Genomic DNA, 26,635 nt, shown 5'->3' on the forward strand with positions numbered 1-26,635 from the left:
CTTCAACTTTATGCTATACAGCTATTTTGGTTGGAGGGGATACAGCATAAGAATAGGAATGAGGAGGATTTCGTCAATGGAGTTAACAAAATTGCAAAATGGTTCAGATATTCGTGGAATCGCTATCAACGCTGAGGATAAAGTAAAAAACTTAGGTACTGAGGAAGCACAGCTGATTGCGAAGGGCATTCTTAATTGGCTGGCAGATAAAGGGGTAAAACGGCCATTTAAAATCGGGATTGGGCATGACAGTCGTTTAACTGGACCAGAGTTAAAGGGTGCGATGATCACAGTTTTTGAAGCGGCTGGTTGTGAGGTCTTGGATTTTGGGCTAGCAACAACACCTGCTTTATTTATGGCAACTCAATTTGAGGAATTCGCCTGCGATGCCGGAATCATGCTGACGGCTAGCCATTTGCCATTCTATTTCAACGGCATCAAGATTTTCAGTCAAACCGGCGGTGCGGAGAAAAGTGATATCGCATACATTTTGACCCATACAGACGCAGGTGAAACAGCGGTTGGAAGTGTTAAGAAAGCGGATCTGCTGTCTCGTTACGCGGCGGATCTTGTTGAAAAAATCCAACGAGGCAGCGGCAGTGAACAACCATTGAAGGGCCTAAAAATCGTTGTGGATGCTGGGAATGGTGCTGGAGGCTATTTTGCTGATAAAGTACTGGCTGTCCTTGGTGCTGATACAAGCGGCTCACAGTTTTTAGAACCTGACGGCCATTTTCCTAATCATATTCCGAATCCTGATAATAAAGAAGCCATGGCGAGTATCAAACAGGCTGTGCTGGCTAATCAAGCCGATCTCGGTGTGATTTTTGATACGGATGTCGATCGTTCAGCGATTGTTTCAAAAGATGGACAAATGATCAATCGCAATAATCTGATCGCTGTTTTATCCGCAATCGTCCTACAGGAACATCCGGGCAGTACGATCGTGACCAACTCACCGACCTCCGATCATTTGAAAAACTTCATTGAAGAAAAAGGCGGCAAGCAATATCGTTACATCTCCGGCTATCGGAATGTTATCAATAAAGCGATTGAGCTAAATGAAAATGGTATTGATTGTCAGCTAGCGATTGAGACTAGCTCTCACGCAGCTTTTAAAGAGAACTATTTCTTAGATGATGGTGCGTATGTGATTGCGAAGGTACTGATGCTTCTGCCGAAATTACAAAAAGAAAATCGTGAGTTGACCGATTTGATGGCTGAGCTGGAACAGCCGGTGGAAACCTTGGAGATTCGTTACACGATCAGCGGCGAGGATTATAAAGAAGCTGGCCAACGGATGATCGAGAAATTCCGTGCGGAGCTGCCAAAGCAAGCAGGCTTTGCGGAAAATTCTGAAAACCAGGAGGGTGTACGCTTTTCTGTCACTGAACCGTTTGGAAAAGGTTGGATGATATTACGCTTGAGTCTGCATGAACCATTATTGGTAATGCAGGTAGAGAATGATCAAGCCGATCAGATTCAAAAGCAATTACCGATCTTTCGTGAAATTTTAGCACAAGACACACAGCTTGATTTAACGAAGCTGGATCAACAATTGAATAAGTAAGATTACTTGCAAAAAAGGCCCCTTCGTCTGATGATTAGAGTCAGATGAAGGGGCTTTACCAGTTTTTCTTCCCGCTTTAGCGTGATTAGAAAAAGGTATTCATCGCAAAGGAGTTAGCTGCCAGTTCAACTTTTCGCGAGGTGACAGCCTAGCGACTGAATGCGACTAAAAGATAAGACTAAAGTTTCCAGAATAGGAGAGAGAATTATGCACATTACACTTGATGATACAGCCAAAGAAAAAATTTCAGCACACTTAGATGCGGACAAAATTTTACTATTAACTTTTGAAGATGGAGTAGGACCGTATTCGCAGCATGCGATGATTCATATGCAGACACAATTTTCTCTCAATATCATTTCGGCGGAAATGGAAAAGAGTACGTATGATGAAAAAATTCAATCAGAGATCGGTGATTTTTGGATCAAAGGATATTCAAAGGAAGACCTGCAGGAAGAGATGACAATCAAGTTTAATCCGCGTTTGAGTACGTTTAGTTTATCAGGCGAAGGCGGAATGATCGATGATAATTTAGGTTTTATTGATTTTACGAAAAATTAATTTAAAAAGGATCGTCTTTCATTTTTTTTCTGTTCTTTGATATGATGGAAACAGAAAGCGGGGGAATAGAATGGCAAAAATCATGATCGTGGAAGATGAAGCGGTGATTCGCCAATTGATCGGTGAGGAACTAACCAAATGGAGATTTGATGTTTATCAAACAACGGACTTCAACAGCGTGTTTGAGGAATTTGAGCAGATCGCTCCACAGCTGGTTTTATTGGATATTAATTTGCCGGTTTACGATGGGTACTATTGGTGTCAAAAAATTCGTGAAGTCTCTAAGGTTCCGATTATTTTTATTTCTTCCCGGAATACGAACATGGATCAAATCATGGCGATGAACATGGGAGCAGACGATTATATTACCAAGCCGTTTCAAGTGGATATTTTAGTTGCAAAGATCAATGCACTGCTGCGCCGCTCTTATAACTATGCTGAAAGCGGTGAGGAATTAGAGCACAATGGCATCACCTTGAATATTGACAACAGCAGCATGACTATTCAGGATGAAGTTGTCGATCTTAGTAAAAATGAATACCGTCTGCTCTTTATTCTAATGAAGCAGCATGGAAAAATATTAAGTCGAGATAAATTGTTGCGGGCTTTATGGGATGATGAACGCTTTGTTGATGACAATACACTGACCGTTAATATCAATCGTCTGCGTCGGAAGATCGAACAAGCTGGAATTGATGATTACATTCAAACGAAGGTCGGACAAGGATACATTGTCCCATAAGGAGCCGCTATGACATTTATCAAGTATTTAAAGGATCGCCTGCTTGTTTTATTAGGGTGGGCCGTTTTAAGTCTATTGCTGATTTTTATGGTTTGGCTGACACCTGAAATGCATAACTTTTGGGACAATCTGAGCTACCTATTGGTTCTGCAATTATTTTTAGTGTTTCTCTTTTTTACGATCGATTATTATCGGCGAAAAAAGTGGTATAAGGAATTCGATAAACAAGAGGATTCTCATTTGCAGCATTTTGTTGAGTCAGCGACGAATAGTGAAGAGCGGATGATTCAGGAATATGTGAATCAGCAGGTACGAGAACATCACTTGATGCTGGAGCAGCTATTAAATAGTCAAAAGGATCAAAAAGATTATATGGATTCTTGGATTCATGAGATAAAGGTGCCGCTGGCAGCAGTTGATTTGATTTTAAGCGCGATTGAATTTGATATTCCTGATGAGAAGTTTGTCCTGCTTCAAAATGAAATTCAGCAAATCGATGAATACGTGGAACAGATACTTTACTATTCTCGTTCGGATGAATTCGTGAATGATTATTTGATTCAAGAGTATTCGTTGAAGAAAATCATCCAGCCAATCATTCGCAGCCAAGCAAATTACTTTATCCAGAAAAATCTGCAACTGACGTTAACAGAAAATGACGCGAAGGTTCTGACGGATGCGAAATGGATCGAATTTATCTTCCGACAATTATTGAGTAATGCAATCAAGTATACGCCGGATAATGGCAAGATCACTATTACGATCGAAACAAAAAGTGCGGGCAGCTCATTAATTTTGGAGGATAACGGCGTTGGTATCCCGCCGGAGGACCTGGGCCGAATTTTTGATAAGGGCTTTACTGGTGAAAATGGGCGAAAAGCGCAGCAGCATTCCACTGGCTTAGGCCTCTATTTAGCGAAGAAATTGGCAGAAAAACTAGGGGTCGTTTTAACCGCAAAATCAACCATGAATGGAGGAACAACGATGACGTTGTTTTTCCCTCGATTAGATTATTATCATGAAGAGCGGTGATTTTTTAGTTTTTAATTGCCAAATTCCCCTTTTTTCGCTAAACTGTTCCAGTTGTGAAAAATTATCTGGCTGTACAGACTAGCTTTTTCGGCAATAAGCAAAAATCTTGGTAAATCTGAGGAGCGATTTCTCAAGATTTTGGACTTATTGCTCAAGCTAATTCCTATTTAGGAAATCATTTTTCGAAAAACGCGAAAAATGAATTTGATCCTCGTCACGCATACCATTCCACTAATCACGCTAAAGCGTGAAGTGGAACTGGCAAAGCTGAACGAGTCTGTTCTGCTTTTATAAAAAGGGAGTAAGTATATGAGTATTTTGATCGCCCTAATACCGATGGTAGCATGGGGAAGTATTGCTTTGGTGAGCGGGAAGTTGGGCGGCGACGCCAACCAGCAAACCTTGGGAATGACGATGGGGGCTTTCGTTTTTGCGATCGCGACCTATATTATTGTTCAGCCTGCAATGAGCAGCTGGATAGTGTTAATTGGTTTCTTGTCAGGATTCTTTTGGTCAATTGGTCAGAACGGTCAGTTTCATGGGATGAAATTTATGGGTGTTTCGGTCGGGTTGCCGATCTCAACCGGCTTTCAATTAATTTTGAATACCGTCGCCGGTGCAGTGTTTTTCCATGAATGGACAAAAACGAAAGATTTTGTTTTCGGCTTTATCGCATTAGCGCTGCTTGTCCTTGGTGCGTATTTAACAGCACGTAAAGATGATGAGAGCGGTGTTCAAACAGATAGCAGCATGTTAAATTTCGGCAAAGGCTTTCGTGCTTTGATTATTTCAACGCTGGGCTATGGTGTTTACACGGTTATTATTACGTGGGCAGGACTTGACCCATTAGCAATCATCTTGCCGCAAAGTGTCGGTATGCTGGTTGGTGCTGGATTCTTTGCCTTTCGCAAGACGAAGGTCGATCGCTATGTATGGCGTAATATGGCTTCTGGTTTATTGTGGGGGATCGGAAATGTGTGCATGCTGCTAAGCGTGCAGAATATCGGTTTAGCGATTGGTTTCTCATTATCACAAATGGGAATTATCATCTCAACTTTAGGTGGGATTTTCCTTTTGGGCGAACGCAAAACCAAAAAAGAGATGTACTATGTCATTATCGGCTGTCTGCTGATTATTGTCGGCGGCGTCGTGTTAGGATATATGAAGTCATAAAAAATAAGCCTGCCTTTGAACCAACCTTCAATAGGGGAACGGTTCAAATGGCCAGGCTTATTTTTTATTGTTCGGAATTTAATTCCATTAATTTTTGTTTTAAGTCGTTTTCCATGTTTCCGATCTCGATCTCGGCAACATGACGTCGTTCGCGACCTTCTTTTTGAATCCGTAGAGTTTCTTCCAAAGTTTCTACTAGATCGTTTTGTGTTTGCTGCAGCGTATCTAGATCGACGATTCCGCGTTCGTTTTCTTTGGCCGTTTCGATCGTTGAAATCTTCAGCATTTCTGAATTTTTCTTCAATAGGTCATTCGTTGTTTCAGATACTTGACGCTGCGCCGTAGCAGCATCCTTTTGACGTAATAATGTCAAAGCGATCGCTACTTGGTTTTTCCATAAAGGAATCGCCGTATTGATCGATGCTTGAATCTTCTCAGCCAATGCTTGGTTGGTGTTTTGAATCAAGCGAATTTGCGGTGCTTGCTGGATCGTAATTTGACGCGCTAATTTCAAATCGTATGTTCGTTTGTCTAAACGATCTAAAAATTGCGTGTAGTCATTAACGACTTGAACGTCCATCTGATCACCGGAAGCTTGCGCTTTTTCAGTTGCGGCAGGAATTGTTGTAAGCTTCATTTCTTCGATCTTCAATTCCGCTGCAGCAATATAGATGTTCAATGCATCAAAGTAATCCTTGTTTTTGTTGTAAAGAGTCTCGAGCATTTGATTGTCGCGTAGTAAACCGTCCTTTTCGACGTTCAATTTTGTCGCGATTTTATCGATTTGTGCACCGATTTTTTGATATTTGGTAGTAATCTCATAAATCGATTGTTTTACTTTACCAAACATTTTTTGGAAAATATTGCCTTCGCCGACACGTAGTTCGTCAGGATTGGCTTCGTTTAAGCGATACATCAATTGGTTCAAAGAATCACCAATAGGGCCAATATCCTGTGAAGATACGGTACTCAGCATTGATTGTGAAAATTCACTTAATTTTGTTTGGGCTGTTGAGCCATAGCTGATTACAGCCTGTGAGTCATTGACATCGATTTTTTTGGCAAGCTCGCGTGCTTGTGCTTGGCGTTCTTCAGGTAATTTATCCACTAAGCGGTCCGCTTGTTCCTGCGATTGCAGGTGGGAGATTTCTTGTTGCTGGACCGGGGTTAACGAATCGGTGCCAAAAGGGTTGCTAAGCAGGTCGTCTAAAGTACTATCGACCGGTTTGGTCTCTGGTTTATTTTCTGGTTCCATTGTGTGTCCTCCTGTTCGAAAAAAATCTAGCTTAAGCTAGATTTTTTTGTTAATGATTAGCTATTTTTTTTGTTTATTTTGTGGACAAATCAGGATCGTGATCTAGATTTTTTTTCGCGATCGAGATCTCAACATCCATATCTTCTAAATCTTCAGAGACGAATTGTTGATAGTCTTTCACGATTAAATCAGCCATTTGATCAATGATCTGTGCGCTTTCTTCTAGTTTACCATAAACTTCTTTTGACTTGACCTCATGTCCGTTGATTTCGACATAATTATCAGTCAAATCGACGATATTGGGCAAGTGTGTATAAAGAAATTGACTAGCCTCAGGTAAACGTTTTGGATCCTTTACTAATTCCTTGAATAATGCTTTGGCAGCCTTCAACGTATCATGACGCAAATCGATCGCTTTCAGCTTGGCATTTTTTTGGATATTTTGCTGCAGACGCAACACTTGTTGTTTCGATAGATTCATTGTTTCACGGAACAATTCGATCTCGCGTTCACTCATACCCAGTTTTTTATAGTAAGCTTCCTTTTCTTTCGTAAGAAATGGCAATTCTTCTTTTTGCGGCCGAACTTTTCTACCCTTAAATCCACGATAAATCAGCCAAAAGCCAACAACCAACATTAAAAAGACGATATAGTCGCCAAAGTCTCCCTCAAAAAAGGAGAGAATGCCAATTGCAGCGATGATGATAGGGAATATTTTCCTTCGCATAATAATCCTCCTAGTCTAGTAATAACCCTTCACATTATTTATTCAAATTACTTGATTTCTTTACACGCTCATCATAGCATGAATTTCTATAGAAATAGTATCGGACTAAAGATGGATTTTTCAGATTTAGAAAAAACATAAGAATTTTCTGTGATACAATAAGGCAGAACCATCTAGGTTGAGCTATTTGCTAGTGTGTATTCCTCTTTAGACTTTGTTCAACTAGGGGAAAACGGATGTCAGCGACGATAAGAGAAGTCGTTTCAAACGGTTCATTTATGAAACTGGCGCTCACTTGCTTTAGCAAAACTAGGTGGATAGTCTCCGCAGTGAAAGTTGAATTCTTTAAGTATGGAAAAGAAAGACAGGTGTCTCAATGTTAGAGTATAAAGATTTTGAAGAGAAGACCATAGAACGCAAGGAAATATTTAAGGGAAAGATCATTGATGTTTATTTAGATGATGTCGCTTTACCGATGGGCGGAACTGCAAAACGCGAATTAGTTTTCCACCATGGCGGTGTAGGAATCATTCCTATTACAAAAGAACAGAAAATGATCATGGTCAAGCAATTTCGCAAGCCCTTGGAAAAAGTCGTATTGGAGATTCCCGCAGGAAAAATTGATCCTGGTGAAGGACAGCATCCAGAAAAAACAGCGATGCGGGAATTAGAAGAAGAGACGGGATATCGTACCGAAGAATTAACCTACATAAATGAAATGTATCTATCACCAGGATTTTCCAATGAGAAATTATACATCTATGCTGCGACTGATTTGGTCAAAGTTGAGAATCCGCGACCACAAGATGAGGATGAAGTTTTAGAGCTTTACGAATTGACGATGGCTGAAGCGAAGCAAGCGATCCAAGATGGATTGATCTGTGATGCTAAGACAATTTTTGCCGTTAATTATTGGGAATTGCTACAGTATAAGCAATAGATTTAGAGGATTAGCCGACACGGTATAAAATCAAATTCATTTCCTAGGAAAACGGAACCCATTTAGTATGATTAAGGAGAGGATCACGCATGAGGCAATCACCCCTGGTGACGCGCAGCGAATTAAGGAAGCGAAAAGAAGAGCAGGAGCGTCTAGCAGAGGAACAACGTAAAGCTGCTGAGCGAGCCTATGAAAAAAGAGAAAAAGAGATCAGTACAGTCTATCGCAAGGAATTGAAAAAGAACAAGCCTGTCACAAAGTCTCGCAGCAGCGAGCGAGTGAAGCAAAAAGAGCGCAGCAGCTTTTTGAATAAGGCGATTATTTTTGTTTTACTGCTTTTGATCGTAGTAATGTTGGCTGTATTCTTTATTTAGCCTGTGGATTAAACGAAAAAAATTAATAAGAAATAGGGGAATCGTTATGAAAATCGGTATTATCGGTGCAATGGAACCAGAGGTAAGAGCATTAAGAGAGAGTTTAGATCATCCTTTATCTTGGGAGCAGTCAGGCGCATTGTTTATCTCGGGCGGATTAGGCAATCATGAAGTGATTGTCGTGCAATCAGGGATTGGTAAAGTTTTGGCTTCAATTACCACTTCTGTTTTGATCCAGCAATATAAGGTCAACATGGTGATCAATACCGGGACCGCTGGCGGAATCGGCGAAGGTTTGGCGATCGGCGATTTAGTCATTGCGGATAAAGTAGCCTATTTTGATGTGGATGCAACGACATTTGGTTATAAGATTGGACAAGTTCCTGGAATGCCGCTTTATTATGATGGCTCCACCTATCTGAAGGGTGAAATGCTGGAAGCCAGCAAAAAGATGGGACAATCTGCTCATGTTGGATTGATTGTTTCCGGCGACACGTTTGTCAGCAGTCCAGTCAAAATTAGTGAGATTAAAACCTCGTTCCCTGATGCCTTAGCCGTTGAAATGGAAGGGGCTGCGATTGGGCATACCGCCGCACAATTTGGTATTCCATTTTTAATCGTGCGCGCCATTAGCGATACTGCCGACAGCGAAGCTACTGAAACACACGAAGAATTTGTAAATCGTACAGGTACATTGTCTGCTCAACTTGTCATGGAGTTTGTAAACCATTTAAAATAGGAATGTGCAGCTTGAGGGATTTTTAACAGGAGGAGGAACTTGCATGCGAGCGTTACTTTCAATTGATTACACCAATGATTTTGTTGCAACTGACGGAAATTTGACGACTGGTGAGGCTGGCCAAGCGATTGAACAAGATCTGGTCTCTATAACAGAAGAATACTTTCAGCAAGGAGACTTTATCGTCTTCGCTATTGATGGGCATGATCCGAGTGATCAATACCACCCGGAAAATAAACTTTTCCCGCCGCATAATGTGATTGGCACTAGCGGACGTGATTTGTATGGATCACTAGCAGATTTCTATCAAACCAATCAAGCAGAAAAAAATGTTTATTGGATCGATAAGCGTCACTATTCAGCCTTCAGTGGAACAGACTTGGATATTCGCTTGCGGGAGCGCGGTATTACCGAGCTTTGTTTGACGGGTGTTTGTACAGATATTTGTGTGCTGCATACAGCAGTGGATGCCTACAATTTAGGCTATCAATTAGTGATACCTGAAAAAGCCGTCGCAAGTTTTGATGCGACGGGTCATACTTGGGCATTGAATCACTTCAAGAATACGTTAGGTGCAAAGCTTATTTAAATGAAGGCCGCCACGAACGCTAAATGTTCATGGCGGCTTTTTGTTATAAGTAATCTGGAATAAAGGTGGAGAAATCCTCAATGATACCATCTGGAGCTAAACCTTCAGCAGCAAAAACAGCACGATTTTTCCCCTCTGGATCGATTGCTACGATTGTTCCGATCTGGGCATTGTGGGCCGCTTGCAATCCTGAATAGGAATCCTCGATCACTAAACAATTTTGCGGATCAACACCGATTTTTTCGGCTGCGATCAAGAAAATGTCTGGAGCAGGTTTGCCGGGAAAACTTCCTGTATGATAGACCATTTTTTTGTAGTCGAACCACTTACCTAAGTTTAGATAATCAAAATAGAAATCCATATTGATCTTTGGCGATGCAGAAGCGATCGTCATAGGGATTTTTTCTCTTTTTAAATAATCCAATACTTCGAGTAAGCCCTTCGTAAATTCTTTGTGAGCCGAACTGGCTAAGACGGAGTCCCGGTAATAGGCCTCTTTCTCATCAGATAATTTCTGTATTTCTTCCTCACTTAAATCCTGTGAAATAAAATGACGCAGGATCACATCATTGGTTTTTCCATGAATATTTTTTAGAATGTCTTCTTTTGTCATTTCCTTATTTGAATAGTTTTGGATCAGATATAGCCAAGCAGCTTCATGGAGATCAGAATCCATAAACATTGTCCCATTAAAGTCAAAAATGATACCCTTCATACATAGCCCTCGCTTTTTTCAAGATAGTCTTAGTTTAGCATGTTTTGAAAATGGTTGATGAAAAAGATGGGATTATTTGCAACTTCAAATCAATCACTTTATAGTAATAAGGAATGAATAAATGGAGATGAAAAGCATGTTGGACTATTTAGTGATTGCACTTTTTGCTTTTGTCGGCGGAACGGTACGCTATTGGTTGGGGATATGGCTCCCTGCAGTAGGAGATTTCCCCCTTGGAACGCTGGTGGCGAATGTATTAGGCTGTTTTCTTTTTAGCTGGATCGTTAAACATATTTTGACTGATATTGATATTTCTGCTCGGCTTGTTTTAGGGTTGGGAGTAGGCTTCTGTGGAGCATTGACCACATTTTCTTCTTTTGCTTTAGATACGATGAAATTGGTTCAAGCAGGAGAAATTGGGCTAGCCTTTTTATATTTATTGCTATCAATTGTCGGCGGATTTGCTATGACGGTGCTTGGTGAAGCACTCTACCACAGAAGGGCGGTAGGGGAATGATCGAGTCTTTATTAGTGGGCAGCGGAGCAGCAATCGGCGCGATGCTGCGTTTTACCTTGAACAATTATTTTGAACGACAGACGAAGCGGCTGCCAAGAGCCACCTTCCTCATTAATTTGACGGGAAGCTTTCTATTAGGTGTTTTCTTTGGTCTGCATCTTTCTGATCCGGTGTATTTATTTTTAGGAACAGGAATCATGGGCGGGTATACTACCTTTTCCACCTATAATTTTGAATTATATGTTTTATGGAAAAATGATCGACCAATGTTTTACCGCTATCTGTTTGGTTCCTATGGTATCGGTCTGCTGCTGAGTTTTATTGGTATCGTGATTGGATCAACCGTGTGAAAATGAGTGGCAGAAATCCTGCTGCTCTTTTTTGTTTGATTGAATAAGCATTTAACAGTTCCTCCTAACTGACTTTCATTTGTTCATAAAGCATCTCCACTGTGATTGGCAAGAACATCACAGTTTTTTTTTCGAGCATAAGTTTTTTTGTGATGAAAGCGCATACTAAAAAATTTTGTGGATGCTAAACTTACGATGTAATTAAGAAAGGAGGATAGCGAATGATCATTACTGATAAGATGTTTTACCCGGAATTGATTGACGTTTATGATGGCGAAAGTGCGCTGGACACGTTGGTTGATTATGCTGCGAACAGATTAGCAGAGCTGGGATTTATTGAAACAACCTATCAAAAGGCTTTGAAGGAACGGGAGCGAGAATACCCGACAGGCTTGCAGACACCTTCACTTGCCGTAGCGATCCCTCATACGGATCCTAGTCATATCAAGCAGCCTTTTATCTACATCATTAAATTGGCAAATCCAGTAACGTTTGGACAAATGGGGACGACCGATGAGTTTGTTTCAGCAAAGTACGCTTTTTTTCTAGGCTTTGATAAAGGTGAGGATCAGTTACAGTTATTACAAAAGCTGATGGCGATGTTTATGGATGAAACGGTAATGCTGCGATTGGAAAAAGAGGTTGATAAAAAGGAAATTTTAACACTGGTAACGCAATTTTTTAAAGCAGAAAGGGAGAAGTGAGAAATGAGAATTCACGATATTTATGAAGCACCTTTTATTCAGGAAATGTGCGAAGTAACGAAAAATCTGTGGCGCAATGGTTGGGATGAACGCAATGGAGGAAACATCAGCTATATGCTAGACGAATCCGAAGTTCGCTTTTATCTGGATCTAAATCATGTGATCAAAGAACAGGAATTAGATTTTGAGGTCAAAGAATTAGCCGGAAAAATTTTCTTAGTTTCCGCTTCAGGCAGCTACTTCAAAAATATTTGTAAGAATCCAGCGAAAAATTTGGCCATCGTTAAAATTTCGGATGATGGAAAAAGCTTCAACGTTTTATGGGGACTGGAAGATGGGGGGGTGCCAACTAGTGAATTAGCTTCGCACTTGAAATGCCATGCCGTTCGTTTGGCTCAGGATCCGGATCATCGTGTGATTTTACACTGCCATTCGATTGCGATCTCAGCGATGACCTTTATCCATGATCTGGATGAAAAGAAATTTACTCGATCCTTATGGGAAATGATTACGGAATGTTTAGTTGTTTTCCCGGATGGCGTTTCAGTTCTGCCTTGGATGGTAGCAGGAACGGTTGAACTGGGCCTTGCATCCGCTGAAAAAATGCATGATTCACGTGTAGTGATTTGGCCGCATCATGGCATCATGGGAGCGGGTCAATCGATGGATGATGCTTTTGGACTTGTTGAAACCGTTGAAAAAGCAGCCGATATCTACATGCGTGTGGCACAGGTACCAGGCGGCTTTAAGCAGAGAATTACAAGTGATCAATTATGGGATTTAGCTGAGCGCTTTGGCGTCACACCTAAAGCTGGTATTTTGGAAGAACGAAGTCGGTAAAGAAATAAAAAAGAGAAAAAAGAGTGCAGGAGGATGATTTTAATGGCTAAACGATTAAATGTAATTTCAGTATGTGGATCAGGTACGGTAACAAGTTCAATGGTAGCTGGAAAAGTAAAAGATTTTTTAGATGATCATGGAATCAAAGCAAAAACGGTTGAAGTGAATCCGGGAGGTGTGGAGGAACAATTAGCTAGTGGCGCTTGGGATTTGATCGTTCATACAAGTCCATTGAAAGGCAAATACGAGTTACCAACTATCAATGCAGTAGGGTTACTGTCTGGAATGGGAGAAGATGAATTCTTTGAAGAGCTGCTTGAGACTTCGCAAAAATTAGTAAATTAAAGAGAGGAGAAATGAAATGTTAGATGTTTTATCGAAGATTATGGATGCCTTTGGCGCAGCAATCGTGGTACCGGTAATTATTTTCTTTATTGCGCTATTAATGAAGGTAAAACCGAAAAAAGCCTTTAATGCCGCTCTGAATGCGGGGATCGGGCTGACCGGATTTAACATGATTATTGGTGCCTATACACCAATCGTCACACCAGCAATCAATCGAATGGTAGAAGAAACGGGTGTCAATCTGCGAATTCTTGACACAGGTTGGCAGGCAACGAGTGTCGTAGCCTATTCGACCCAAGTTGGAATGATTTTTTTAGCGTTAGGTTTGGCGCTGCAGGCCATTTTATTTGTTATCAAGTTCACGGATATTTTTATGCCTTCAGATCTGTGGAATAACTATTCCTTTATGCTGTGGGGATCGATGCTGTATATTTCCACTAAAAATCTTTGGTTATCGATCGGTTTGATGGTACTCTCCAATCTGTATTGCTTAGTATTTACTGAAATTGTTGCTAAGCGATGGTCTGTATATTATGGGTATCCTCGCTGTACAATGAGCGCACCTCATCATATTTGCTCAGTTCCATTGGCGATGGCGATGGATTGGATACTAACTAAATTAGGAGCAAATAAGGTTCGCTGGAATCCAGAAACGTTACAGGATAAACTGGGCTTTTTAGGAGAACCTACCTCATTAGGATTTATTTTGGGATTGGCGCTGGGGCTTGCTGGAAACTTTATGCGTTTAAATACATTGACTGGTTGGGGTGAGATCATGGTTATCGGTATCTCAACTTCAGCAATCATGGCGATTTTTCCAAAAATTGCCGGAATTTTTGCTTCTGCCTTTACGGCAATTACGGACGCATCGAAAAGTACTGCCAAAACGTCTGGCGGCAAAGACCGTGTTTGGTATCTGGCAATTAACGATGCTGCTGGGTATGGAGAAACAGCCACTTTATTAACGGGCATGCTGTTGATTCCAATTGTATTATTGCTAGCTATTTTCTTACCAGGCAATCAAACGTTGCCAATGGTGGATTTAATTGCGATCCCTTACATGATCGAGCTGGTCATCTGTATTTCCAATGGGAATATCTTCAAATCATTGATCAGCGGAGCGATTTGGTGTGCTGGCGGATTATACATTATTACCGCAGTTGCGCCGATCTTTACACAAGTTGCTGTTGACGTCGGTGTTAATTTACCAGAAGGGGCAATGATGATCTGCAGCTTTGCTGTAATGACGAATCATATTATGGGGATATTGTTCCTAGTCTTTATGACGCAAAATCCTCTTTGGATTGGACTGTCTGTAGTAGTTTATATTGCGCTGTATCTCTTTGTTCGTGTGAAAAAAGAAGCGATTCATACCTATTTAGAAAATATGGCGAGATTGGAAGAAGAAGCGGGAATTGTATCAGAGGAAGGAGCAGCTGTATAAAATGTCAAAAGTCGTTGTTGTTGGAGATGGTCTAGTTTCGGCGGAGACTTTAGCTGAAGCTGCTTTAGATTTGACTATTGAAGAACCTATAGAAGTAGTGAAATACCAGTGGTTTGCCGATTTAAATAAGGAGCAATTTCAAGAAAAAATCAAATTGATCGAGCAAAAGGGACCGGAAGCAGTGGAGATACCAGCCGGAATTTTAACCGATTTAGCCGATGCTGAGTATTTATTGGTTCATATTGCGCCAGTCTCAAAAGCGATGATTGAAGCGGCTGCGCAATTGAAATTAGTGGGGACTTGTCGCGGCGGTGTTGAACATGTCGCAGTACAAGAATTAAAAAAGAAAGACATCCCATTGATTCACGTTATTCGCAACGCCGAGCCTGTTGCTGATTTTACTTTAGGATTGTTTTACGCGTTGACGAGAAACATCGCTTTTTCCTATCAACAGGTAAAAGAAGCAAAATGGCCTAAGAAATTTGCCAATGATCCGTACAAGACAACGTTGGCCAATCTAAAAGTTGGGTTGGTCGGTTTGGGGTATATCGGAAAGCTGGTCGTTAAACGGCTGAATAGCTTAGGTGTTGAAGTGATCGCTTATGATCCTTTTGTAAATAAAGAAGCGATTCGTGCAGAAGGATTAAGCATAACCTTTGTGGAGCTGGAGGAATTGTTCAAAACAGCAGATATCGTGTCACTGCATGTTCGAGTGACACCAGAGACTAAGAACATGATCAACGCTGATCTGCTTTCTTTAATGAAGCCGTCTGCTTATTTAGTAAATACAGCTAGACCAGATATTGTTGATAAAGCCGATTTTGTAGAAGCATTGCAGATGAACATGATCGCTGGTGCAGCAACGGATGTTGTTTGGGAAGAGCCGATTCGGTCAGATGATCCATTACTAGACTTAGATAATTTAGTCATTACTTCTCATATTGCCGGGGATACGATTGATGCTATTCCTCGTTCCCCGTATTTATTACGTGATGTTTTGAATGATTATTTCGAAAGCGGAATGAGTGATATGCTCGTTCGAATCTAATGAGCTAGTAAGAATGAGGAGGAATAAAAATGGATGTTACGGCGATTCAATTGTTGGAATTGTTTCTTTCAAAAGACAGTCATACCTCACTATCCTTAGAAAAAAAGTTTAATTGGACAAAAGGTCAGCTAGATTACCGAATCAAGAAGGTTAACCAAGAACTGACCGAGTTGAAATTAGGAAAAATTAAGAAGACTGGTACTTTTTTTCTCTTGGCAGGTGAAGCTAAAGCAATCAAGAGCTATTTGACGAAGGTCTCGCCGTCGATCCATTTATCAGATAGAGAGCGCGAATGCTATCTCTATCTGATTGTTCTGTTTCATCAAGGGGAGACCTTGCAAACTTTAGCCGAAAAACTATTTGTCAGTAAGAACACCATTTTGAGTGATAAACGCAAACTAAATGAAAAGTACCTGAAGCCTTTAGCGATTGAACTTCGTTTTTCTAGGAAAAGAGGCTTTTACCTGGCAGGAAATGAAATGGAGATTCGCCGTTTGGGGATCAAATTTATTCGGGAAGTTGAAAAATCAGAAGGCAGTCTCGAACACTATCTGGCGATAATAGGAATACAAACACATACTCTATTAGCGATAAAGGATCGAATCCATTCATTGGAGCATGAATTAGGTCTAGAATTCACTGAGTTCAAATTAGTGGATCTTTATTTGACCAGTTATATGTGTTCTGTGAGATTTGGTCAAGGCAATGAATTGTCAGCGGGAGTATTAGGAAACTATGTTCAAATGGTAGAAAAAGATTTTTATTCAAAGATTTGCCAAGCACTGAAGCCCTTTTTCAAAGGTCCAAACTATTTGATTGAGATCCACTTCATTTCGATCCAATTACTGAGCACCAACCTGATCAAAATTCGTTCAAATTATAAAGATCAAGAACTGATGCAGCGGATTCAATCCTTCATCAATAGCTTTGAAATTCTAGGTATTACAGATATTAAAAATAAAGAACAGCTGGAAGAGGCAATCTACCAGCATATTATTCCGGCCTATTATCGAATAAAATTTGGCTTGCCGGATAATGAGCTGCTTTTTTTAGATAATGTTGAAAACTATGATTTTATCCATCCTTTGGTCCATCAATCGATCGGTATTATTGAAGACTATTTGAAGATCATTTTTCCAGAGGGGGAATTGATTTATTTATCGGTTATTCTCTTGAGCTTCATTAATGAAGAACTGGAAAAACAAAAACGGCGAAAAATTCAAGCGGTCGTTGTTTGTCAGCATGGTGTTTCTGTGTCAAAGCTGTTACTGGGAGAACTGAAGCAGTTGTTTACGACTATTGAGTTCACGCGGAATTTGTCATTACGCGAGTTTTATGAAGAAGAAAGCACTGCGGCTGATGTTGTCTTTTCAACAGTTCCAGTGAATACTAAAAAAGAAGTTTTTTTGATTCCACACTTTTTAACGGATGAAGATAAGATGCATTTGATCAGCGATGTGCGTAAACGAATTGATTTTGACGGGACATTTGGTCTGTCAAAAAATCGTGATTTGGTTCAAAATTTGCTGTCAATTATTAGAAAAAATACGAAAATCATCAATGAAGAGCAATTAACACAGGAGATTCAGGATTACTTGCTTGCAGCAGAAATCAATGAGGGCGTCAGTTTGCAAAATCAGAATCCTAAACTGGCGGAACTATTGCCTCTTTCTCATATTCAAATTTATCCAAGGGTCAAATCTGTGGAGGAGGCGATCCGGATTGCTGGTAAACCATTGGTCAACGAAGGATACGTGTCACCGAAGTATATTGAGACTGTCATTGAGCACTATGATCCAGAATATCCTTATTCTGTAATTTCACCGGATTTGGCTATTCCCCATGCTGGGCCAGAGGATGGTGTCTATCGTGTGGGAATGTCTTTATTAAAATTGGATCAACCCATCGCTTTTGCAGATAATATATCGATCAGCTTGATTGTTGTCATTGCACCAAGAGACAAGAAGAGCCATATCAAAGCGGTGACTAAACTTTACGAGCTAGCCAAAACACCGAGTTTCATTTCCGCGATGAAGCAGGCCAATTATGAAAAAGACATTTGCAACTATTTTCAGCTGGAAGTTGATAAATAATAAGGAGGAGACGATGGGAAATCAAGGGATACTGTTGCGTAAAGTAACGCTAGATAAAACACTCAATCAATTGAACTTTTTTTTAAAGGGTGCCTTCATGATTTTATTGATGTATCTCATTAATGGCTGGTTAATTGAGAAAAATCTTAAAATAGGTGATATTCAAACCATTGTTGGTTTATATGGTTTAGTTTTCTTTGGCTTTTTCTTTCTTAAAAAGAAAAAGCACCGTTTAAATGATAATCAAATTATGCAGGATTTGAAGGAATATTTTGACGTTCAAAAATTTGGTGAGGTCGAACAATTAGATAAGAAGCTGATTCAGGAGATCAAACAGCAGCGAAAGTTCGTCGTGAATAAAGGTCAGATCGTAGGGACACAGCATTTCTTACTGTTTGACTTAACCGATGGGCAATTTCTTCTCATTCCTGTGAACAAGATAAAGAAGCTGCAGCTGGAACGAATCGATCAGCATTTTTGTGTCAATTTACAAACAGAAATAAAAAAAGAAAAAATAGTTTTCAAAAAGAAAAGTGATGCGAATGCGTTCATCCTTCAATTTGAAAAATTTTACCGCTAAAAATGATCAAGATTGTATTATTTTGCAGCAAATATTTACAATTAGAAGACATAGAAACCGCTTTCTTTTTATGGGATAATAAATTGTGAAATAGAACACAATAAAGGAGAGAGAACATGGTAGTTAATCGAATGATTTTGAATGAAACATCTTATTTTGGGAAGGGAGCAATCCAAGAAGTAGCAAATGAGGCAAAGAAGCGCGGGTTTAAAAAGGCCTTAGTGGTAACAGACAAAGATTTATTAAAATTTGAAGTAGCTACCAGGGTTACGGCGATTTTAGACGAAGCTGGGCTGAGCTATGAGATTTTTGATGGGATTGTGCCAAATCCTTCAATAGAGGATGTACAGGCTGGAGTTAAGGCTTGTCAAGCGGCTGAAGCAGACTATATTGTAGCCATTGGCGGAGGCTCGCCAATCGACACAGCAAAAGCGATTGGAATCATTGTAACCAATCCTGATTTTTCGGATGTCATCAGTTTAGAAGGTACCGCTGCTACTGAAAACCCAGCGTTGCCGATTTTAGCTGTACCGACGACTTCTGGAACAGCAGCTGAAGTAACGATCAATTACGTTATTACGGATAAAGCCAAACAGCGTAAGTTTGTTTGTGTTGATCCTCATGATATCCCAGTTGTTGCGTTTGTTGATAGCGATATGATGATGGGGATGCCTAAGGGCTTGTGCGCTTCAACCGGTATGGATGCCTTAACACATGCGATTGAAGGCTTTATTACAAAAGGTGCATGGGAAATGACCGACATGCTGCACATTAAAGCGATTGGGATCATCAGTCATGCCTTACGTGATTCAGTGGCAGGAAATCAAGAAGCACGGGAGAAAATGGCGCTGGGACAATACATTGCTGGAATGGGATTTTCAAATGTCGGGCTAGGTTTAGTTCACGGAATGGCTCATCCGTTGTCCGCTTGGTATGATACACCTCATGGAGTAGCTTGCGCTACACTGCTGCCATTGATCATGGACTTTAATAAAGATCATACTGGCGAAAAATACCGTGAGATCGCTATTGCGATGGGGATAGATGGCGCAGCCGATATGCCGCTGTCAGAAGTTCGGGACGCCGCTGTTCAAGCTGTGAAGCAGCTGGGGATCGATGTGGGAATTCCACAAAACTTGACCGAGATTGGGATGAAGGAAGCGGATATTCAGCAAATCGCAGAAGATGCCTATCGTGATGTTTGCTCACCGGGCAATCCAAGGGACGCGACAGTAGAGGAAATCGTCGCATTGTACAAATCGATGTTATAAAAGAAAAAAAGCCAACCTTGCTAGGTTGGCTTTTTCAATGCGCGTAATTAGTCATCCTCTTCTGGTACTTTGTTTTCCAAATCTGTCCGAACAATCAAAACGTCACAGTTAGCATTGCGGATAACATACTCAGAAACTGAACCAATAAATAATCGTTCAACCGCATTTAAACCCGTCGCACCGAGCATGATCAAATCAATTTGGTTGTTTTCAGGAATTTGGTTGGCGATCATCACTTTTGGCGCACCGTATTCAATGACCTTGCTGATATGCTCTACACCAGCTTTTTTTGCGTCAGCTTCATAATCAGCTAACGTTTGTTTAGCCATATCCGTTGCTTGTTCAGCTAAAACATTATCAAATGAAGAAACTGTTTGAAATGCACGTGTATCAATGACATGAGCAAGCAATAATTCTGCCTGATTTCGTTTTGCGACATTTACCGCTTTTTTGAAGGCTAGTTCAGCTTCGTTAGAACCATCGACTGCTACCATAATTTTACTGTATTCTTGATCCATCGTTCCCAACTCCTTTTCTCATCTTTATTTTAAAACAAAATTCTTAAAATTGGTACTGTTACCCTTTTTTTGTTTTTGCTCCCATCAATAAAGCGAAGATCGCGGCGACTAGCAATAACAGAATTAAATACATCATTGAATAGCTTCGTTGGTTGAGGACGCCAATCACGAGGCCCATCACTCCCAACAACGCATAAATATAGCCAAATTGGCGCAAAAAGCTGCAGGATTCAGCTTGCATTTTCTCATTAAAGAGAACTAATAGTCCCTGAGGTTTTTTGATCAAATAATAGCTGCAGATTAATAAAATAAGTGCAAGTACAAATAATAAAATGCGGATCATTTTCTTCCTCCAATATAATAAAAAGCAATTTGCAGTACGCAAATTGCTTTCATTCCATAAAAATGGAAAATTCCGTCGATGCCGTTATTCACCCGATAGTATTGATCCCGCAAAATCTAGCAGGTGGGTTCCATGGTCTAAGCGTCGAACTACCAAATGAAAAGGCATGTTACCAACTTTGACACAAGACAGATCCCAAGATATCAATAAAAATGTTCGGTCAACACTGAAATAGGCAACGCGCACATCACAGAATTTCCATCTCAATCATAGCACAGTCATTATTGAGACGCAATGAAGCGGCTTATATCGCTAAATTTGGAACAATCCAAATGATTCACGTCTTCTATACGTATATTGTATAAAAAAGGAGGACAACATGTCAAAAAAAATTGCTTATTTTTTTATCTATTTACTTATTTTTTTATTCGGTCCCTGTTTAGTGAAGGCAGAAGCGGAAACGTTGGAACTTGTTCCCCCTGTGACACAGCAAAGAGAATACCCGCTAAGTGCTGAAGGATTCAAAGAAATTCTTTTTGATCTTTATCAATTTGGCACAGAGAGTCATTATACAATCGAATTGGATGGCATACTTGATTTAGGTCAAACAACCGTAGGGGCTGATAGAAGCTTGTCTGCTCCTACTCTTGAAACGATTAATTTTGCCAGTCTATCAGCCAATTTGACCTTCAAAGGTATAGGGACCGAAGCGAAGCTAGTTTTACCGAATACGTGTTTTTTTGGTCAGGATGCGCACTTCGAGACATTGAACTTACAGGCGGCGAAAATTTATGGGAATGGTCACAAGCTTCTTTTTGACAAGATTGAACATAGTCAGAATACGCAACTATTTGGGGGAGGAATCGGCGATTTGGTAGGAAATCCAGTGATCAGTTTCCAGCAGGTGAGCGGCGGAAGCTGGGAAATTTTCGGAGGAAATGAAGCCGGAACGCTGACGGGAAGTCCGGTGATTCACATTTCAGCGATGACTGGTGATATTACTCAGCTGTGTGGAGGCTCTTTGAAAGGAGAAATTTTAGGAGATGTCAGGACAGAAATTCGGAGTCTCAATGGTTCTTTACTTAATTATTATGGCGGTGGATTTGGCACGGAAGCTGAACCGGTGAAAGTGAGCGGTTCTATTACCAATCAATTATGTTCTCAGTCGTCAAATTTTAGTATCGAAAATTTTGTTGGCGGAGTGGCATTTGGCAGGACTGGGGCAATCGATACTCTGATCAATGGCGTTGGAGGCTTTACCGAAGACGGAATTTTAATCGGCGGTTCGCAGACTGGGGAAGTTTATGGGCAGGAAACAGCGATCAGGACCACGATAGATACACGCCAATTTCAAAAGGGCGAACGGAGTTTTGTAGGAGGTAATCAATATGGCGGTGCGATTTATGGCCATATTGAGAACCAATTATTTGCTGGAAAAGCCTCTAAAGGTTCCTTCAAGCGAATCGATGGAGCCGGCGGTATGGATGTGCAGAAGAAGAGCTTGACTCCTTCACAAACAGTAATACCAGCGATTAATCTGACGGACCCGCAAGAACGGACGGCTGAAGAGCTTTTCTATGATCGGCTAACTTCATCTGAACGATTTTCCATCGCTAAAAGTAAAACGGCTTTTTTGGTTGAAGGAAATGTAACGACACGATTGATGGGCGGGTGTGTCAGTCGTGGCGTGGGAAATGAAAATAATGTTTGCGGAGCCGGTTATGCAGGTGTGATCAATGGTGAAGTCCGTTTGACCTTAGGAGAAGAGGGTCTTGTGTACAGCAAGCGTTGGGAAGAGTCCGCACAAGAAAAAGGAAACGATCCAAATTTTTTAACGGAGGACGATAATTTAGGTTCGTACTATGGCTTTAGTGTAGCTGCTGGCGGTGGGAATAGTCTAAGTCCCTGGGAGAGTATTCTTTATATTAATGGAAAAACAGAATTGATCGTTAAGCAAGCACTACTAAGCTATGCATATGGTGGTAGTTTTAGCGGAATGATCGAAGGTGATTGCCGCCTGCGATTGGAGGGAGGACAAGTCAGCGGGCTTTGCGGAGCCGGCGGCGGTTGTTATCGTATCTATGGAAACAGTTTGCTTGAAATGACTGGCGGTGTCCTCGAACGATACGCAGTAGCAGGCAGCAACTACGATCGTTGGATGGTCGGCAATGCGCGTACTGAAATTTCCGGTGGTAAGATTCTAGGATTGCTGGCGGCTTCCTATGGTGTGCGCTCGAACCATAGGATCGAAGGAGATGTTGAGACTATTGTCAGTGGAGGACGCTTTGCCAAAAGCAATGAAGCAACCCAAATTATGGGCGGGATAGCCAAAAATGGACTGGTTAGTGGGAATGTTTCATTGAAGTTGACAGGATCATTAGAGCTAGCAGCAGGTATTGGTATTTCAGCAGCACGACCTAGAAATGCCGAAGTAAAAAATTGTCTCGGCGGCGCTGACAAACAAGTCGCTTTTGAATTAACAACTGAGCAGCCATTTACAGCAGTTGAATTACTGGGAGATGGAGCAGAGAATCCATTGTCGCTCTATACTCCGAAAATTGATTTGAAAATCAAGGCGCCCAATGGAAGCTTTTCTTTGATTCAAGGAATGATCAAAAATAGTTATGGTACCCGGTTGAATCATGAAGTGGCGATTGATGTTCAAGCAGCTCAAGCGCTCGAAACAATCATCGGCAGCGACTTGACGACTTTTAATAATCGATTAATCGAAAATAGTACTGTGGATGTCGCGTTGAAAATCGGCGCTGAGCAGGACGGAATTCAGGTCGAAAAAATCGCGAACTTCACCCAATTAGCTATTGAAAAGCAAGTATCGGCAAAAGCAATTCTCAATGGCAGTGGAGCGACTAGTGAAAATTTTGAACAAAGCCATCATCAATTCGGTGACCTCACCTTGGCGGCAGGAGCTCAGTTAGCGGTGGAGGAATTGAAAACAGGACGTCTGATCGTTGCTGAAAATGCTGAGCTGCATTCCCCGCCAGCAGCGAAAAGTATATTTCTCCGAGAATTAGTCCCAGAGAAAAGACTGATTTGGCGCTCGTTGCTCTCTGAAAGTCTGAGAGCGGTTCAAGGAAAGTACTTTGCTCAGCAAAAAGGCTATTCTGTGATGACTTTTGCAGGGGGTGCAAGTGCATTATCTCCAGAAAATTTTATCGGCTTTGATGCGGCTGGCTCTGCTTTTACGGGGGATTCCAATAATGAGGTGGGATTGGCGGTCGCTGCTGTGATAATTGATTATCAAGTAACCAGTCCATCTGGCAAGATCACGCATAACCTTCCTTTAAAGCCGGAGAACCGACCGTTACCGCTAACTGCCTGGGGTACTGTGAATGAGAAAGGAGGGGAGATGGTTCTTCCCGTTGGAAATAAACTAGTCCCTGAGCTGACATTTATTGGAACAGAAAATTCTTCTTTTCAGCAAGCAGAAATAACCGCCGGCAACGGCGAGAAGGAAGTGGTAACAGAAAATTTTTGGCGTCCGACAGAAAATGGGTATTATCAGATCAAAGCCCAGTTTGAACAGGCCAACGGGACTCTTCAGCTGCTTTCAGTTCCAGAGATAATAGATTTTGGCCGGCAAGCGATTGGAAAGAAGACAACTTTTTATCCGAAAGTTATCGGGCAACTTGAGATAGCAGATACGCGAATCGAACAAGAACCATGGGAACTGACTTTACAGGCTGAAGCACCAGAAGATGGGTACCTTTATTTCCAAGAATTTGGGAAAAGCTTTCCCTTAAATGAGGCAGCAGTATTGTTTAAGCAGACTGGCTCTTTGACAACAACCTTTGACGATTGGGGCGAAACGAAGGGAGTATACCTAACTATTCCAAAAGAGCGTCAAAGAATGGGTGATCATACAATGACCTTTCATTGGACATTAACGACTAAGGTTGAATGATTTTGTTGAAAAAGAAACAAAATTGACCTAGAATAGTTTTGCACTCATCAAGTTATCAGGAGACAATTCATTACGATGAATAGGAGAAAAAGCGCATGAACAAAAGAGAAGAAGTTCTAGAAGGGTTCAGCGAAGTATTTAATAAACGCGCCTGGTTGGATAAAATGAAGATGGAGAAAGCTTTAGCAGGCTATACAGCTTCAGAGGTTCACTGTATTGAATTCATTGGTAAACACAAAGAGCCCAATGTCACGAAAATGGCCGAGTCGATGTATATGACCCGCGGAGCAATCAGCAAACTGACGAAAAAAATGCTGAAAAAAGGGTATATCGAAAGCTATCAAAAGTCTGATAACAAGAAAGAAATCTATTTCAAGCTGACAGAGGAAGGAAAAAGAGTCTTCACTGTTCACGAGCAGCTTCATCAGGAGTTTGAAGCTCGTGATGAGATCGTTTTTGAACCAATCACTGATGATCAATATGAAGCTTTTTTAACATTTCTCGACCGCTACAATCAGCATTTGGATCAAGAAATCAAAAAACAAGGAATGACCATTCATTAGTTTGCGGCAGTCGATCGAGGCTGCTTCTTTTTTTTAAAGTTTTTTGTTGACTGGGAAACAAAGCGGGTGTATAGTTTCCTAGGAAACAAAAACTCGACTGCAACGAGAAATGCATCTTTACTCATATTCGATGGGAGGAAACCTTCGATAGATGAGATGAAGAGCGAATCAAAAGATATTGCGCAAAGCTATTAATCTAGTTTTTCTTATGGGTTAATCAGAGCGGAGTACTCTTTGACTATAGTTACTTAACAGGAGAAAGGAGTTTTTTTATGACTCAATCAACTAAATTATCCAAAAAGGTGTTAGCGTCCGCTTGGGCGATTGCCCTTGGTGCGATCGCACCCATGCTAGACTCTACAATGGTGAATATCGCTATTGATCAATTAACCAAAAACTTTCATACGACACTAGGAACAATCCAGTGGGCGATTACGGGTTACGTACTTGCACTAGCTATTGCTGTGCCGTTGGCAGGCTGGATGATGAATCACTTTGACGGAAAGAAAATTTTTATCGGAGCGGTCATTCTTTTCGGCGTCACCTCTGTACTAGCTGGTATCAGCTGGAATGTCGTCAGTTTTATCGTTTTTCGTTTGCTTCAAGGGTTTACAGCAGGGATCATCACACCGTTGATGTCGACACTTCTAGTAAAGACAGCAGGACCGGAAAATATCGGTCAGGTAATGGCGATTGTTAGTACGCCCATGATTTTTGGTCCGATCCTTGGCCCAGTGCTGGGCGGCTTCATTGTTCAAGCAGCTTCTTGGCGCTGGATTTTCTTCATCAATGTCTTTATCGTTTTAATCGCAGTGCCCTTGATGATTCAGCTGCTGCCAACATTTGCTCCATTCAATCGAGAAAGCAAATTAGATCTTTTCGGTATTCTCGATTTGTCGATTATGAGTGCGGCTTTGATTTACGGCATCACAAAAGCTGCTGATCACGCAACCTTTAAGAATGGTGAAACAGTGATCTGGACAGGTATTGGAGCGGCTTTTCTACTGGCGTATATTTTTTACGATCGTTATAAGAACCATGCAACTGTTCTGCCGCTGACGATCTTTTCTCATAGAAGTTTTCGGGCTTCTAGTATTGGTCTGTTCTTTGCCAACATCGCGATTATGGGACCCATGATAATCCTGCCGCTGTTCTTCCAGAATTTCCGTCATTTTTCAGCGATGGAAGCGGCTATTGCTTTGATTCCGCAAGGATTGGGTATGCTAGTGACCCGACCATTGATCGGTCAGCTGATCGATAGAATCGGGGCTAAATATGTTGTGATTGTTAGTTTACTGATCTCTTTGCTAGGGACCATTCCGTTGGTATTTGTTACAGATAAAACCAGTATGATTTGGATTTCTGTAATTTTATTTGTTCGCGGCACCAGCTTTGGCGGGATAAATTTACCATTGACGAGTGATGCGTATACAGGATTAGCGGATGAAGAACTACCGGATGCTGGTGTTGGAATCAATATTATCGAAAATCTTGGTGCCAGCTTCGGTTCGGCCATGATTGCTACGGTCGTCGCAACGGTGCTTCAAAACGATCAACCAACGATTGCTCATGAATTATCTGCTTATCATACGGGCTTTCTTGTCTCTGTCATCGTCTTAGTGCTGATTTTTATTCCAGGTGTCTTTCTGACAAATAAAACGAAACAGACGGTCAAATAAC

At 41.1% G+C, this 26,635-nt stretch carries 27 protein-coding genes and 1 other RNA gene; 22 read left to right on the top strand and 6 right to left on the bottom strand.

Annotated features, from left to right (window positions below):
- Positions 1-76: 76 nt before the first annotated feature.
- The 5 genes from IGI67_RS14440 to IGI67_RS14460 all read left to right on the top strand — a co-directional run bounded on the left by IGI67_RS14440 (position 77) and on the right by IGI67_RS14460 (position 5,078).
- On the top strand, positions 77-1,570 hold the full coding sequence (locus tag IGI67_RS14440) for a phosphomannomutase/phosphoglucomutase (protein ID WP_429958133.1): 1,494 nt from the start codon (positions 77-79) through the stop codon (positions 1,568-1,570).
- A gap of 207 nt (positions 1,571-1,777) precedes the next feature.
- Positions 1,778-2,131 carry an iron-sulfur cluster biosynthesis family protein gene (locus IGI67_RS14445; RefSeq protein WP_429958134.1) on the top strand — a complete coding sequence of 118 codons (354 nt, stop codon included), beginning with the start codon at positions 1,778-1,780 and terminating at the stop codon, positions 2,129-2,131.
- 70 nt (positions 2,132-2,201) lie between these two features.
- Complete coding sequence (sapR, locus tag IGI67_RS14450; protein WP_429958135.1) at positions 2,202-2,873, top strand: two-component system response regulator SapR; 672 nt, start codon at positions 2,202-2,204, stop codon at positions 2,871-2,873.
- Between the two features lie 9 nt (positions 2,874-2,882).
- On the top strand, positions 2,883-3,905 hold the full coding sequence (gene sapS / locus IGI67_RS14455) for a two-component system sensor histidine kinase SapS (protein ID WP_429958136.1): 1,023 nt from the start codon (positions 2,883-2,885) through the stop codon (positions 3,903-3,905).
- Positions 3,906-4,214: 309 nt separating this feature from the next.
- Entirely contained in the window at positions 4,215-5,078 is an 864-nt protein-coding gene (locus IGI67_RS14460; RefSeq protein WP_429958137.1) for a GRP family sugar transporter, read from the top strand.
- A gap of 64 nt (positions 5,079-5,142) precedes the next feature.
- Here the strand turns inward: IGI67_RS14460 and IGI67_RS14465 are convergent, their stop codons facing one another.
- A complete protein-coding gene (locus tag IGI67_RS14465) occupies positions 5,143-6,333 on the bottom strand; it encodes a toxic anion resistance protein (protein WP_207109101.1) in 1,191 nt (396 codons plus the stop codon).
- Between the two features lie 73 nt (positions 6,334-6,406).
- Entirely contained in the window at positions 6,407-7,060 is a 654-nt protein-coding gene (locus tag IGI67_RS14470; RefSeq protein WP_429958138.1) for a 5-bromo-4-chloroindolyl phosphate hydrolysis family protein, read from the bottom strand.
- A gap of 376 nt (positions 7,061-7,436) precedes the next feature.
- Here IGI67_RS14470 and IGI67_RS14475 point away from each other — a divergent pair, with 376 nt between their 5' ends.
- The 4 genes from IGI67_RS14475 to IGI67_RS14490 all read left to right on the top strand — a co-directional run bounded on the left by IGI67_RS14475 (position 7,437) and on the right by IGI67_RS14490 (position 9,702).
- Positions 7,437-8,000, top strand: a complete 564-nt coding sequence (locus IGI67_RS14475) for an NUDIX hydrolase (RefSeq protein ID WP_429958139.1) — start codon at positions 7,437-7,439, stop codon at positions 7,998-8,000.
- 89 nt (positions 8,001-8,089) lie between these two features.
- A complete protein-coding gene (gene macP, locus IGI67_RS14480) occupies positions 8,090-8,374 on the top strand; it encodes a cell wall synthase accessory phosphoprotein MacP (RefSeq protein WP_429958140.1) in 285 nt (94 codons plus the stop codon).
- A 46-nt stretch (positions 8,375-8,420) separates the two neighbouring features.
- On the top strand, positions 8,421-9,113 hold the full coding sequence (locus IGI67_RS14485; protein ID WP_207109097.1) for a 5'-methylthioadenosine/adenosylhomocysteine nucleosidase: 693 nt from the start codon (positions 8,421-8,423) through the stop codon (positions 9,111-9,113).
- A gap of 43 nt (positions 9,114-9,156) precedes the next feature.
- On the top strand, positions 9,157-9,702 hold the full coding sequence (locus IGI67_RS14490) for a cysteine hydrolase family protein (protein WP_429958141.1): 546 nt from the start codon (positions 9,157-9,159) through the stop codon (positions 9,700-9,702).
- A gap of 43 nt (positions 9,703-9,745) precedes the next feature.
- Here the strand turns inward: IGI67_RS14490 and IGI67_RS14495 are convergent, their stop codons facing one another.
- A complete protein-coding gene (locus IGI67_RS14495) occupies positions 9,746-10,417 on the bottom strand; it encodes an HAD family hydrolase (protein ID WP_207109095.1) in 672 nt (223 codons plus the stop codon).
- A 136-nt stretch (positions 10,418-10,553) separates the two neighbouring features.
- On the opposite strand from IGI67_RS14495, the gene crcB reads away from it, so the two are divergent.
- The 10 genes from crcB to fucO all read left to right on the top strand — a co-directional run bounded on the left by crcB (position 10,554) and on the right by fucO (position 19,609).
- Positions 10,554-10,934: a fluoride efflux transporter CrcB gene (gene crcB, locus IGI67_RS14500; RefSeq protein ID WP_429958142.1), complete on the top strand. Its 381-nt coding sequence runs from the start codon at positions 10,554-10,556 to the stop codon at positions 10,932-10,934.
- Positions 10,931-11,284, top strand: a complete 354-nt coding sequence (locus tag IGI67_RS14505) for a fluoride efflux transporter FluC (RefSeq protein WP_429958143.1) — start codon at positions 10,931-10,933, stop codon at positions 11,282-11,284. The genes crcB and IGI67_RS14505 overlap by 4 nt, the downstream gene beginning before the upstream one ends.
- Before the next feature lie 221 nt (positions 11,285-11,505).
- Positions 11,506-11,988: a PTS sugar transporter subunit IIA gene (locus IGI67_RS14510; protein ID WP_207109093.1), complete on the top strand. Its 483-nt coding sequence runs from the start codon at positions 11,506-11,508 to the stop codon at positions 11,986-11,988.
- Positions 11,989-11,991: 3 nt separating this feature from the next.
- Positions 11,992-12,828 (top strand): rhamnulose-1-phosphate aldolase, encoded by an 837-nt coding sequence (gene rhaD, locus IGI67_RS14515; RefSeq protein WP_207109092.1) that lies wholly within the window; start codon positions 11,992-11,994, stop codon positions 12,826-12,828.
- A gap of 42 nt (positions 12,829-12,870) precedes the next feature.
- Positions 12,871-13,173 (top strand): PTS sugar transporter subunit IIB, encoded by a 303-nt coding sequence (locus tag IGI67_RS14520; RefSeq protein ID WP_429958144.1) that lies wholly within the window; start codon positions 12,871-12,873, stop codon positions 13,171-13,173.
- 16 nt (positions 13,174-13,189) lie between these two features.
- Positions 13,190-14,617, top strand: a complete 1,428-nt coding sequence (locus IGI67_RS14525) for a PTS galactitol transporter subunit IIC (protein WP_207109090.1) — start codon at positions 13,190-13,192, stop codon at positions 14,615-14,617.
- A gap of 1 nt (position 14,618) precedes the next feature.
- Entirely contained in the window at positions 14,619-15,665 is a 1,047-nt protein-coding gene (locus IGI67_RS14530; protein ID WP_429958145.1) for an NAD(P)-dependent oxidoreductase, read from the top strand.
- A gap of 29 nt (positions 15,666-15,694) precedes the next feature.
- Positions 15,695-17,758 (top strand): BglG family transcription antiterminator, encoded by a 2,064-nt coding sequence (locus IGI67_RS14535; protein WP_429958146.1) that lies wholly within the window; start codon positions 15,695-15,697, stop codon positions 17,756-17,758.
- 13 nt (positions 17,759-17,771) lie between these two features.
- Positions 17,772-18,338: a hypothetical protein gene (locus IGI67_RS14540; RefSeq protein ID WP_429958147.1), complete on the top strand. Its 567-nt coding sequence runs from the start codon at positions 17,772-17,774 to the stop codon at positions 18,336-18,338.
- A gap of 116 nt (positions 18,339-18,454) precedes the next feature.
- A complete protein-coding gene (gene fucO / locus IGI67_RS14545; RefSeq protein ID WP_207109086.1) occupies positions 18,455-19,609 on the top strand; it encodes a lactaldehyde reductase in 1,155 nt (384 codons plus the stop codon).
- A 47-nt stretch (positions 19,610-19,656) separates the two neighbouring features.
- Here fucO and IGI67_RS14550 read toward each other — a convergent pair whose 3' ends face one another.
- The 3 genes from IGI67_RS14550 to ssrS all read right to left on the bottom strand — a co-directional run bounded on the left by IGI67_RS14550 (position 19,657) and on the right by ssrS (position 20,729).
- Positions 19,657-20,127, bottom strand: coding sequence for a universal stress protein (locus tag IGI67_RS14550; protein ID WP_429958148.1), 471 nt, complete (start codon positions 20,125-20,127; stop codon positions 19,657-19,659).
- A gap of 58 nt (positions 20,128-20,185) precedes the next feature.
- Positions 20,186-20,470: a hypothetical protein gene (locus IGI67_RS14555; RefSeq protein ID WP_429958149.1), complete on the bottom strand. Its 285-nt coding sequence runs from the start codon at positions 20,468-20,470 to the stop codon at positions 20,186-20,188.
- A 65-nt stretch (positions 20,471-20,535) separates the two neighbouring features.
- A non-coding RNA gene (ssrS, locus tag IGI67_RS14560) (6S RNA) lies at positions 20,536-20,729 on the bottom strand.
- 120 nt (positions 20,730-20,849) lie between these two features.
- Between ssrS and IGI67_RS14565 the strand changes: the two genes are divergently transcribed.
- From IGI67_RS14565 to IGI67_RS14575, 3 genes are all read left to right on the top strand, one after another.
- Positions 20,850-24,392, top strand: a complete 3,543-nt coding sequence (locus tag IGI67_RS14565) for a hypothetical protein (protein ID WP_429958150.1) — start codon at positions 20,850-20,852, stop codon at positions 24,390-24,392.
- Positions 24,393-24,487: 95 nt separating this feature from the next.
- Positions 24,488-24,955: a MarR family transcriptional regulator gene (locus IGI67_RS14570; protein ID WP_429958151.1), complete on the top strand. Its 468-nt coding sequence runs from the start codon at positions 24,488-24,490 to the stop codon at positions 24,953-24,955.
- Between the two features lie 272 nt (positions 24,956-25,227).
- On the top strand, positions 25,228-26,634 hold the full coding sequence (locus IGI67_RS14575) for an MDR family MFS transporter (protein ID WP_207109081.1): 1,407 nt from the start codon (positions 25,228-25,230) through the stop codon (positions 26,632-26,634).
- The last annotated feature ends 1 nt before the right edge of the window (position 26,635 follow it).

This window comes from Enterococcus sp. AZ196 (assembly GCF_050498845.1).
GTDB lineage: Bacteria > Bacillota > Bacilli > Lactobacillales > Enterococcaceae > Enterococcus_A > Enterococcus_A murrayae.

Bases quoted from the DNA above. Each gene is read 5' to 3' on its own strand.
- IGI67_RS14440 (WP_429958133.1), top strand. From the start codon at position 77: ATGGAGTTAACAAAATTGCAAAATGGTTCAGATATTCGTGGAATCGCT.
- IGI67_RS14445 (WP_429958134.1), top strand. From the start codon at position 1,778: ATGCACATTACACTTGATGATACAGCCAAAGAAAAAATTTCAGCACAC.
- sapR (WP_429958135.1), top strand. From the start codon at position 2,202: ATGGCAAAAATCATGATCGTGGAAGATGAAGCGGTGATTCGCCAATTG.
- sapS (WP_429958136.1), top strand. From the start codon at position 2,883: ATGACATTTATCAAGTATTTAAAGGATCGCCTGCTTGTTTTATTAGGG.
- IGI67_RS14460 (WP_429958137.1), top strand. From the start codon at position 4,215: ATGAGTATTTTGATCGCCCTAATACCGATGGTAGCATGGGGAAGTATT.
- IGI67_RS14465 (WP_207109101.1), bottom strand. From the start codon at position 6,333: ATGGAACCAGAAAATAAACCAGAGACCAAACCGGTCGATAGTACTTTA.
- IGI67_RS14470 (WP_429958138.1), bottom strand. From the start codon at position 7,060: ATGCGAAGGAAAATATTCCCTATCATCATCGCTGCAATTGGCATTCTC.
- IGI67_RS14475 (WP_429958139.1), top strand. From the start codon at position 7,437: ATGTTAGAGTATAAAGATTTTGAAGAGAAGACCATAGAACGCAAGGAA.
- macP (WP_429958140.1), top strand. From the start codon at position 8,090: ATGAGGCAATCACCCCTGGTGACGCGCAGCGAATTAAGGAAGCGAAAA.
- IGI67_RS14485 (WP_207109097.1), top strand. From the start codon at position 8,421: ATGAAAATCGGTATTATCGGTGCAATGGAACCAGAGGTAAGAGCATTA.
- IGI67_RS14490 (WP_429958141.1), top strand. From the start codon at position 9,157: ATGCGAGCGTTACTTTCAATTGATTACACCAATGATTTTGTTGCAACT.
- IGI67_RS14495 (WP_207109095.1), bottom strand. From the start codon at position 10,417: ATGAAGGGTATCATTTTTGACTTTAATGGGACAATGTTTATGGATTCT.
- crcB (WP_429958142.1), top strand. From the start codon at position 10,554: ATGTTGGACTATTTAGTGATTGCACTTTTTGCTTTTGTCGGCGGAACG.
- IGI67_RS14505 (WP_429958143.1), top strand. From the start codon at position 10,931: ATGATCGAGTCTTTATTAGTGGGCAGCGGAGCAGCAATCGGCGCGATG.
- IGI67_RS14510 (WP_207109093.1), top strand. From the start codon at position 11,506: ATGATCATTACTGATAAGATGTTTTACCCGGAATTGATTGACGTTTAT.
- rhaD (WP_207109092.1), top strand. From the start codon at position 11,992: ATGAGAATTCACGATATTTATGAAGCACCTTTTATTCAGGAAATGTGC.
- IGI67_RS14520 (WP_429958144.1), top strand. From the start codon at position 12,871: ATGGCTAAACGATTAAATGTAATTTCAGTATGTGGATCAGGTACGGTA.
- IGI67_RS14525 (WP_207109090.1), top strand. From the start codon at position 13,190: ATGTTAGATGTTTTATCGAAGATTATGGATGCCTTTGGCGCAGCAATC.
- IGI67_RS14530 (WP_429958145.1), top strand. From the start codon at position 14,619: ATGTCAAAAGTCGTTGTTGTTGGAGATGGTCTAGTTTCGGCGGAGACT.
- IGI67_RS14535 (WP_429958146.1), top strand. From the start codon at position 15,695: ATGGATGTTACGGCGATTCAATTGTTGGAATTGTTTCTTTCAAAAGAC.
- IGI67_RS14540 (WP_429958147.1), top strand. From the start codon at position 17,772: ATGGGAAATCAAGGGATACTGTTGCGTAAAGTAACGCTAGATAAAACA.
- fucO (WP_207109086.1), top strand. From the start codon at position 18,455: ATGGTAGTTAATCGAATGATTTTGAATGAAACATCTTATTTTGGGAAG.
- IGI67_RS14550 (WP_429958148.1), bottom strand. From the start codon at position 20,127: ATGGATCAAGAATACAGTAAAATTATGGTAGCAGTCGATGGTTCTAAC.
- IGI67_RS14555 (WP_429958149.1), bottom strand. From the start codon at position 20,470: ATGATCCGCATTTTATTATTTGTACTTGCACTTATTTTATTAATCTGC.
- IGI67_RS14565 (WP_429958150.1), top strand. From the start codon at position 20,850: ATGTCAAAAAAAATTGCTTATTTTTTTATCTATTTACTTATTTTTTTA.
- IGI67_RS14570 (WP_429958151.1), top strand. From the start codon at position 24,488: ATGAACAAAAGAGAAGAAGTTCTAGAAGGGTTCAGCGAAGTATTTAAT.
- IGI67_RS14575 (WP_207109081.1), top strand. From the start codon at position 25,228: ATGACTCAATCAACTAAATTATCCAAAAAGGTGTTAGCGTCCGCTTGG.